The sequence below is a fragment of the Bordetella petrii genome (assembly GCF_020991325.1).
GTDB lineage: Bacteria > Pseudomonadota > Gammaproteobacteria > Burkholderiales > Burkholderiaceae_B > Bordetella_A > Bordetella_A petrii_E.
Window position 1 is genome coordinate 24,974 of record NZ_JAJMLX010000015.1, and the last position, 8,733, is coordinate 33,706.

The window sequence follows — 8,733 nt, forward strand, 5'->3', positions numbered from 1 at the left end:
GCTCGCCAGGCCGATATTGCGCTTATGATGGCGCACCCCACCAGGAACCCCCCATGAACAAATTCGATCTCGAGAAAAACAAGGCCCTGAAGCTGGCCGGCCAGTTGCGGCAATCTGGCACGCCCGGCCGCTATGGCGCCGGCCAGGCGCCCGACCGCCGGGAACAGCGCAAGCTGGACCAGGCCGCGGGGCTGGTGCCGTTTCCACTGAAGCTGACCCAGGCGCAGGCGGACCGCGTGCGCGCGCTGGCGCAGGAACGCGGGGTGTCCACCAACGACATCGTGGCCGAACTGCTGCAGAAAGCACTGGATTCCTGACCGCCCATGCATATCTGGGTTGACGCCGACGCCTGCCCCGCCGTCATCAAGGACATTCTGTTCCGCGCTGCCCAGCGCTGGCAGGTGCCCGTGACGCTGGTTGCCAACCAGATGCTGCGCACGCCGCCTTCGCCGCTGATCCGGGCGGTGCAGGTGCCGCGCGGCTTCGACGTGGCCGACGCGCACATTGCCCAGCACGCCGCTGCCGGCGACCTGGTCATTACGGGCGATATTCCGTTGGCGGCGGATGTGCTTGCCAAGGGCGCCCTGGCGTTGAATCCGCGCGGCGAGCGTTATTCGCCGGAAACCATACGTGAACGCCTGGCGCTGCGCGACATGATGGAAGAACTGCGCGCCAGCGGGGTGGACACCGGCGGGCCCGCCGTGTTCAGCCAGGGCGACCGCAAGGCTTTCGCCAACCAGCTGGACACCTTGCTGGCGCGGCGGGCGCGCCAGGCGGCCTCTTCTTCGCAATAAGGGGGCGCCCGCGCCGCGCCCGCATGCTTAAAGGCATGGGCGGGGCCGCCTCAGGGTGTCGCGGGGCAGTTCGCCAAAAGCCGCGCGGTAGTACTGGGCAAAGCGCGACATATGCCGGAACCCCCAGCGCGCGGCAATCTGGGCAACCGGACAGGTTTCGTCGCAGGTCAGCAGGTCGCGCAGCGCGCCATTCAGTCGTGCCGTCATGAACCAGCGCCCCGGCGCCATGTGGGTGGCGTGGCGGAATATCAGTTCCAGCGAGCGCAGACTATATCCGCTGCGCCGGGCGAGTTCCGCCAGTGCAATGCCGTGCCCGGCGCCAGAGAGCATCAGCTGCTCGCAGGCGCTGACCAACTCGTACCCGCGCCGTTCCGCGGATTGCCGTGGCGCACGCCTGGATGGAGGCGCCGCTGTGGCCAGGGCATCCACGTAGCCGGCGATCAAGGCCTGGTATATCTCGGTGGCCAGGCAAGAATCCATGCCTCCGGCACCTTGCATGCGTTGCGCCAGGTTCATGGCGTCGTCGGCCAGGCGGGTCAGGGCGGCTCTTTCGCCAGAGCGCAGCCGCACGGAATAGCTGACGTGGCGCGACATCCCCAGCGGCCGTCCGGTGCGGGCCAGGGCCACGGACTGCAGGCGTTCTTCCGGCACGACGAACGTTATCCAACGGGAATGCCCCCGGGCCTGATAAAGAAGTTCAGCCCCACTGGGATAGATCTGTACTTCGTCCGCGCCGACCTGTGCCGTGTTCAGGCAGGTAAGGTCGCCGCCCTCTGCCATGAACCCGATGCACAACGCGTTGGCGGGCATGACGCCCCGGGCTATCACCGGGAAGTTGTACATGCCCGTCTCTAGCCGGGTGTCGCCCAGCGTCAGGTGCCGGTGCGCCATTCTGGCCGACTTGGCCGACATCAGGCGATGCTCGAAGCTGGCGCCGTGCACGACGTTGAATGCCTGGGCTGCCTCTAGGCCAGAATAGATTTGTTGCATATACAAGGCTTGCAACGGCACGACGAAAACTCCTGAAGAATTTCGTTTTTCGGATAAAAGTGGCCCGAATTCGTAAAACCTTGATAGCTGACAAGATAATATTAATACGCGTTTGACCCTCTGATACCTGCTTGTCGATAAGGCCACGTTCCCGCGTATACAGCGGAGCACGTTCACCGCGATCTTTAATAGCCGCCCCGGTGGCTGAATGTTTTGTTTGTGGAGACGACACCATGAGATCCGCCCGCAGTGTGAAATACCCTCAGAACGCCAGTCACTATCGTCCCGCACCGGCGTTACGCGCTCGCGTGGTGCCCGTGGCCTTGACTATCCTGGCGCTGGCCGTGTCGAGCCCGGCGTGGTCGGCGCAGCAGGCATCGAAACCGGCCGAGACTGCCACCAAAGAGGCCAACGCCGCATTATTGAAAGAGCTGCCCTTTTCCGACAAAACCTCTTTTGAGCTGGCCCACAAGGGTTTCATCGCCCCGCTGCCCCAGGCCATGATCAAGGGCGCCCAAGGCAATCTGATATGGGACCCCACCAAGTACAACTTCATCAAGGAAGGTTCGGATGCGCCCGACACGGTGAATCCCAGCCTGTGGCGGCAATCGCAGCTGCTGAATATTTCCGGCCTGTTCGAGGTGACGGACGGGATCTATCAGGTGCGCAACCTGGATCTGTCCAATATGACGATCGTCGAAGGCAAGGAAGGCCTGACGATCATGGATCCGCTCATTTCCACGGAAACGGCCAAGGCGGCGCTGGACCTGTATTACCAGCATCGCCCCAAGAAGCCGGTCGTGGCGGTGATTTATACGCATAGCCATGTGGACCACTATGGCGGCGTGCGCGGCGTGGTGGACGAGGCCGACGTCAAGTCCGGCAAGGTGAAGATCTACGCCCCGTTGGGTTTCCTGGAACACGCGGTGGCCGAGAATGTGATGGCCGGTACGGCCATGAGCCGCCGCGCCAGCTATATGTACGGAAATTTGCTGCCGCCCAGCGCAACCGGCCAGGTAGGGGCCGGCCTGGGCACGACCACGTCGGCGGGCACCGTCACCCTCATTCCGCCCACGGACATCATCGAGAAAACGGGTGAAACGCGCACGATCGATGGCCTGACCTACGAGTTCCTGTACGCGCCCGGCAGCGAGGCGCCGGCCGAGATGCTGTACTACATCAAGGAAAAGAAGGCGCTCAATACGGCCGAAGACTCCACTCACACGCTGCACAACACCTATTCGTTGCGCGGCGCGAAGATCCGCGACCCGCTGGCATGGTCGAAGTACCTGAACGAGGCCCTGGCGCTGTGGGGGGACGACGTGCAGGTGATGTACGCCATGCACCACTGGCCGGTGTGGGGCAACAAGGAAGTCGGCGAGCAGATCAGCCTGCAGCGGGATATGTACCGCTACATCAACGACGAGACCTTGCGGCTGGCCAACATGGGCTACAACAAGGAAGAGATCGCCGAACAGGTGAAGCTGCCGGAAACCATCGCGACCAAGTTCTCGAACCGTGGCTATTACGGCTCGCTCAACCATAATGTGCGCGCCACCTATGTGCTGTACCTGGGCTGGTTCAATGGCAACCCTGCCACGTTGCATACGTTGCCGGTCGAAGATGCCTCCAAGCGCTATGTGGAAATGATGGGGGGTACCGACGCGCTGCTGAAGAAGGCCAGGGAATACTACGCGAAGGGCGAATACCGCTGGGTGGCCGAGGTGGTCAACTACGCGGTGTTCGCCGACCCGAAGAACCAGGCGGCCCGCGACCTGCAGGCCGACGCGCTTGAGCAGATGGGTTACCAGGCCGAGAGCGGCCCGTGGCGCAACTTCTACCTGACTGGCGCGAAGGAATTGCGGGAAGGTGTGCAGAAGTTGCCCGTACCCGATACGGCCAGCCCGGATACCGTGCGCGCCATGACGCTGGACATGCTGTTCGACTATTTCGCGGTTCGGCTTAACCGCGAGAAGGCCGCCGGCAAGCACGTGGTGCTGAACGTCGATTTCACGGACACCAAGCAGCAATACATGCTGGAAATGGTGAACAGCGTGCTGAACCATACCGAGGGCAAGCAGGCCAAGGAGGCGGATGCCAGCCTGTCGCTGACCCGGGCCACCTTGAACGACATCATGCTGAAGCAGACCACGCTTCAGGATGCCCTTGCCAAGGGTGATGCCAAGCTCAGCGGTGATCAGTCCAAGCTGAACGACGTGTTCGGGTCCCTGGACGATTTTGAGTTCTGGTTCAATATCGTTACGCCCTGAGAAACCCGCATACCAGCCTGCCGCGAGAAGCGGCGCATGGGTTGCCCCCAGGATCCGGATGCCTTCCGGGCCTTGGGGGCTGTTTATTGCGTGCGCCCGGGCCGCAGGCCCACCCGGAAAGCGGCTGAAACAGCTTATACACCCGGTATCCCAGCTTGCCGGACTGACACAGGGTAGGGGTGCTAATTTGTTTTCCACGCGGGTGATTTCCAATCAACCCGGTTACCGGCAGGGCGGCAACGCAGGGGCGGCCCGCCACAGGAGAACAAATATGGCTATCGCCAAACGATGGATTCAAGTAGTTTGCGCCAGTGCGTTGGCATTCGGTATTAGCACCACGGCGCTGGCCGACGACCAGGGCCGCAATGCGGTCATCGGCGCGGGCCTGGGCGGGGTGGCTGGCGCCTTGCTTTCCGACGGCGACCCGTGGATGACCTTGGGAGGCGCCGCCGCGGGCGGGGTGCTGGGGCATGTCATCACCGATGACGACGATGACCACGACCGCCGCCGCCGCCACTGGGACCGCGACCGCGACCATCACCGCGACTACAAGCGCGCCAGCTACCGCGGCTACGACAAGCATCGTGGCGGCAAGCATCGGCACAAGCACCATCGCGACTGAAGCCGGGCGCCCCGGCGCGGTGCGCGCGGGTAGTGCGCCGCGCACCTTCCTGGTGCGGTTTGCCACTGTTGAATGACGTGAAGTTCCCTCGTTAGCGGCAAATTCCCTGGGTTCCAGACTTGGCACAGCTATTGCTCTGGCATCTTGTACACAAGCTTGGATACCACGGGGCAAGCCTTGCGCATTCCCTGAGCCGACCTTGTGTCTTGTATGAACACAAACCGACCCAGGGGATACGCTATGCGCCGCAAACTTCAATCAACTGCTTCCGCCTTGCCGGACACGGGCCGCCGCCGCGTGCTGCGTTCGGGCGCCGCCGCGCTGGGCATGCTGGCCATGCCGGCGGTGGTGCGCGCGCAGGCCACGCCGAAGATCCGTATCGGTTTCTGGCCGGTGGCCGCGGGCCTGCCGTTTTTCGCGGCCCTTGAGCGTGGCTACTTCAAGGAAGCCGGGCTGGATGTAGAGGCGCTGAAGTTTGCCGGCGCGCAGCAGGTCATGGAAGCCATGCTGGCGGGCCGCAGCGAAGGCAGCGCCAATGGCACAGGGTCCGCCAACCTGGCCATCGGGGAAATCGCCCAGCCCGGCTTGTTCAAGATTTTCTGCACCAATCCCAGCAATGCCAAGAACGTGCTCGAGGTGTTCCTGGTGCCCAAGGACAGCCCCGTGCAGTCGGCGGCCGAACTGAAGGGCAAGCGCATCGCCTGCGGCCCCGGTATCCAGAACGTGACGCTGGCCAAGACCATGCTGGAACGCGCGGGCGCCGCTGGCGCCACGGTGGTGGAGCTGCCCATTGGCCAGCACGTGGCGGCGCTGGCCACGGGACAGGTGGACGGTTGCTATACGCTGGAGCCCACGGCCACGGTGGGGCGCCTGAACGGCACGACCCGCGTGCTGGAGGCCGGCGTGGTGGCGCGTTACATCCTGGGCGACCCCCTGGCGCCGTGGCACGGCGGTTCGGCCAGCCTGACCAGCGAGTTCATCAAGGCGCATCCCGAGGCCGCCAAGAAGTACATTGCCGCCTATCGCCGCGGGGTCGAGCTGGTGCGCCAGCAGCCGGGCGAGGCGCGCCAGTACATGAAGGGCTATACCGCCATTGATGGCGCGCTGACCAACGAAGTGCCGCTGGCCGCCTACATGATGTACGACGAATTCAAGCCTGCCGACGTGGAGTACTTCCAGAAGTTCTACGACCTGTTCACCGAGAAGAATATCTTCTCGAAGAAGGTCGACGTGGCGCCGCTGCTGTACAAGGCCTGAGCCATGAGCAAACCTACGTCTACTGCCGTGTCCGGCGCCAGCGCGCCCTGGGCGCCGCCGGCATCCAGCGACGCCGTGCCCCGGGTGCCGCTGCGCGACCGCATGCTGCCCTTTGTGGGCCCGATCGCGCTGTTCATCGTGTGGGACCTGGTGGTGCGCGCCGGCGTTATCAAGCCCATATTGCTGCCGTCGCCCGTGGACACGCTGGTGGCCCTGGTGACGGGGCTGGCCGGCGGGCCGCTGCTTACCGATTTCCTGGTAACGGTAAGCCGCACCCTGCAGGCCTTCGTGGTGGCAGCCGTAGTGGGCATGCCGCTGGGCGTGCTGTTGGGCAGCAAGGAGCGGGCGTACCGCAGCGTGGAGTTCCTGGTGGACTTCTTCCGTTCCACGCCCTCGTCGGCGCTGATTCCCTTGTTTCTACTGATTTTTGGCGTGTCGGATTTCAACAAGGTGGCCATTGCGGCTTTCGGGGCGTTCCTGATCGTGCTGTTCAACAGCGCCTACGGTGTGATCAATGCGCGCAAGCAGCGGGTAATGGCCGCCAAGGTGATGGGGGCGTCGCGCTGGCGTATTTTCAAGGACGTGCTGCTCTGGGAGAGCCTGCAGCCCAGCTTCGTGGGCCTGCGTTCGGCGGTGTCCATGGCGCTGGTGATCGTGATCGTGGCCGAGATGTTCATCGGTTCCGAGAACGGCCTGGGCCACGCCATTATCGACGCGCAGCAAGTGCTGAACGTCAAGACCATGTACGCGGCGATACTGGCCGCGGGCGCGCTGGGCTATGTGCTGAACATTCTGTTCCTGGTGCTGGAACGCCGCGTGGTCCACTGGAGCGGAAGGTGAACATGAGCATTGTCCTGAATGCCCCCGCGTACGCGGATGTGCCGCCGCCGCGCTTTCAGCCCGGGCCGGCCGGCACGCATATCACCATACGCGGCCTGACCAAGTATTTCGCCGGCTGGCCGCTGTATGAAAACTTCGACCTGGATATTCCCAAGGGGCGCATTGTCTCGATATTCGGGCCCAATGGCTGCGGCAAGAGCACGCTGATCAACATGATCGCCGGGCTGGTGCCCATCGACCGGGGCGAGATCCTGTTCGACGGAAAATCGCTGCAGGACACGCGCATCGGCTACGTGTTCCAGAACTACCGCGAGGCGCTGTTTCCCTGGATGCGCACCATCGACAATATCGCGTATCCCTTGCTGCTGGAAGGCAGGAACAAGGCCCAGGTGGATCGCCGCATGGAAGAACTGATTGCTTCGTTCGACGTGAAGTTCGACCTGAACCGCTACCCGTACGAGCTTTCCGGCGGGCAGCAGCAAACGGCTTCCATCATGCGGGCGCTGGCGCCCGGGCCGGAAGTGCTGTTCCTGGACGAGCCCTTTTCTGCGCTGGACTTCGAGATGACGCTGTTCATTCGCGAGAAGCTGCAGGAAGTGTTCATGGAAACCGGCACCACCATGCTGCTGGTGTCGCACGACCTGGAAGAGGCGGTGTACCTGGCCGACCAGGTGCTGCTGTTGACCAAGCGGCCCACGCGCGTGGCCGAAATACTGCATTACGGCGACGCCCGGCCTCGCACCGTGGATACGCTGTCGCAGCCCAGCTTCGTGGCTACCAAGAAGCAAAGCCTGGAGATCTTCCAGCGCGAGGTGCGGCGATGAATGCAGACGCGGTGCCTGGCCCGATGGATATCAACCTGCCCGAAGTCGTGGCCGAAGTGCAAGTGCAGTTCGCCCGCTACGAAGCCGCCCTGACGGGTAACGACGTGGCGGTGCTGGACGAGCTGTTCTGGAACAGCCCGCATACGTTGCGCTATGGCGCCACCGAGAACCTGTACGGTTATGCCGAGATCCAGGCGTTTCGCGCCGCGCGCCCGGCGCAAGGCCTGCAGCGCGAAGTGCTGCGCACGGCCATTACCACCTACGGCCGCGATTTCGCCACCTGCCATATCGAGTTCCGGCGCGCCGGATCCGACCGCATCGGCCGCCAAAGCCAGACCTGGCTGCGCACGCCCGAGGGCTGGCGCGTGGTGGCCGCGCATGTCAGCCTGATGGCCTGACGGTTTGACGCGGTACGGGCCGGCCGGGCGCCGGCCCCGGGTTCGCGCGGAATTTACGCAGAATTTACGCGCCCCGCCGTTTTGTGCATAGAGACTTTACGCCCCGCCGTTGAACACTTGAGTCTGGCAATTTCGTCGTTCCCATGCGAAGACAATCATGCATCTCAAGTCGTTCAGTTGTACCGGGGCGGGCACCGCCTGCCTGTGCGATGACCCGCTGTATTGCGCGGAAGGCGGGCAATGATGGCCGAGTTTCTTCTTGTGTTTGTCCTGGCCATCGGCCTGGGATGGCCGCTGGGCCACTATCTGGCGCGCGTCATGCAGGGCGGCGCCATGCCGGGCGATGCGCTGTTCGGCCGCATCGAGCGCCCGCTGTATGCCCTGATCGGCACCGACCCGGCGCGCGGCATGAACTGGCGGAGGTATGCCGGCGCTTTCCTGCTTAGCAACGCGGTGCTGGGGGGAATGGTATGGATCATTCTGATGACGCAGGCGTGGCTGCCTCTGAACCCCAACGGCGCGCCCAACATGCGCTGGGACCTGGCCCTGCACACCATGGTGTCCTTCCTGACCAACACCAACCAGCAGCACTATTCCGGGCAGGCGCAACTGTCTTTCCTGGCGCACATGATGGGCATCGTGACCCTGCAGGTCGTTACCCCGATGATGGGGCTGGCCCTGGTGGCGGCGACCTTGCGCGGCCTGTTCGGCGGGCGCGGCGCGCAGGCCCGCCAGGCC

Annotated in this window: 10 protein-coding genes; 9 read left to right on the plus strand and 1 reads right to left on the minus strand. The window is 63.8% G+C overall.

Annotated features, from left to right (window positions below; genetic code table 11):
- Positions 1 to 53: 53 nt before the first annotated feature.
- Positions 54 to 317, plus strand: a complete 264-nt coding sequence (locus LPZ50_RS03205; RefSeq protein ID WP_230657447.1) for a hypothetical protein — start codon at positions 54 to 56, stop codon at positions 315 to 317.
- Between the two features lie 6 nt (positions 318 to 323).
- Complete coding sequence (locus LPZ50_RS03210) at positions 324 to 794, plus strand: YaiI/YqxD family protein (RefSeq protein ID WP_230657450.1); 471 nt, start codon at positions 324 to 326, stop codon at positions 792 to 794.
- 27 nt (positions 795 to 821) lie between these two features.
- Here the strand turns inward: LPZ50_RS03210 and LPZ50_RS03215 are convergent, their stop codons facing one another.
- Positions 822 to 1,784, minus strand: a complete 963-nt coding sequence (locus LPZ50_RS03215) for a helix-turn-helix domain-containing protein (protein ID WP_230657453.1) — start codon at positions 1,782 to 1,784, stop codon at positions 822 to 824.
- Between the two features lie 233 nt (positions 1,785 to 2,017).
- On the opposite strand from LPZ50_RS03215, the gene LPZ50_RS03220 reads away from it, so the two are divergent.
- The 7 genes from LPZ50_RS03220 to LPZ50_RS03250 all read left to right on the plus strand — a co-directional run.
- Complete coding sequence (locus LPZ50_RS03220) at positions 2,018 to 4,054, plus strand: alkyl/aryl-sulfatase (RefSeq protein WP_230657456.1); 2,037 nt, start codon at positions 2,018 to 2,020, stop codon at positions 4,052 to 4,054.
- Between the two features lie 271 nt (positions 4,055 to 4,325).
- Positions 4,326 to 4,676 (plus strand): glycine zipper 2TM domain-containing protein, encoded by a 351-nt coding sequence (locus LPZ50_RS03225; RefSeq protein ID WP_230657458.1) that lies wholly within the window; start codon positions 4,326 to 4,328, stop codon positions 4,674 to 4,676.
- A 240-nt stretch (positions 4,677 to 4,916) separates the two neighbouring features.
- Positions 4,917 to 5,933 carry an ABC transporter substrate-binding protein gene (locus tag LPZ50_RS03230; protein WP_230657461.1) on the plus strand — a complete coding sequence of 339 codons (1,017 nt, stop codon included), beginning with the start codon at positions 4,917 to 4,919 and terminating at the stop codon, positions 5,931 to 5,933.
- Between the two features lie 3 nt (positions 5,934 to 5,936).
- Positions 5,937 to 6,773 (plus strand): ABC transporter permease, encoded by an 837-nt coding sequence (locus LPZ50_RS03235; protein ID WP_230657464.1) that lies wholly within the window; start codon positions 5,937 to 5,939, stop codon positions 6,771 to 6,773.
- A 2-nt stretch (positions 6,774 to 6,775) separates the two neighbouring features.
- Positions 6,776 to 7,597: an ABC transporter ATP-binding protein gene (locus tag LPZ50_RS03240; protein ID WP_230657466.1), complete on the plus strand. Its 822-nt coding sequence runs from the start codon at positions 6,776 to 6,778 to the stop codon at positions 7,595 to 7,597.
- 23 nt (positions 7,598 to 7,620) lie between these two features.
- Positions 7,621 to 7,995 carry an oxalurate catabolism protein HpxZ gene (hpxZ, locus tag LPZ50_RS03245; RefSeq protein ID WP_230657470.1) on the plus strand — a complete coding sequence of 125 codons (375 nt, stop codon included), beginning with the start codon at positions 7,621 to 7,623 and terminating at the stop codon, positions 7,993 to 7,995.
- A 240-nt stretch (positions 7,996 to 8,235) separates the two neighbouring features.
- A partial coding sequence (locus LPZ50_RS03250; RefSeq protein ID WP_230657468.1) for a potassium-transporting ATPase subunit KdpA occupies positions 8,236 to 8,733 on the plus strand: 498 nt, incomplete at its 3' end.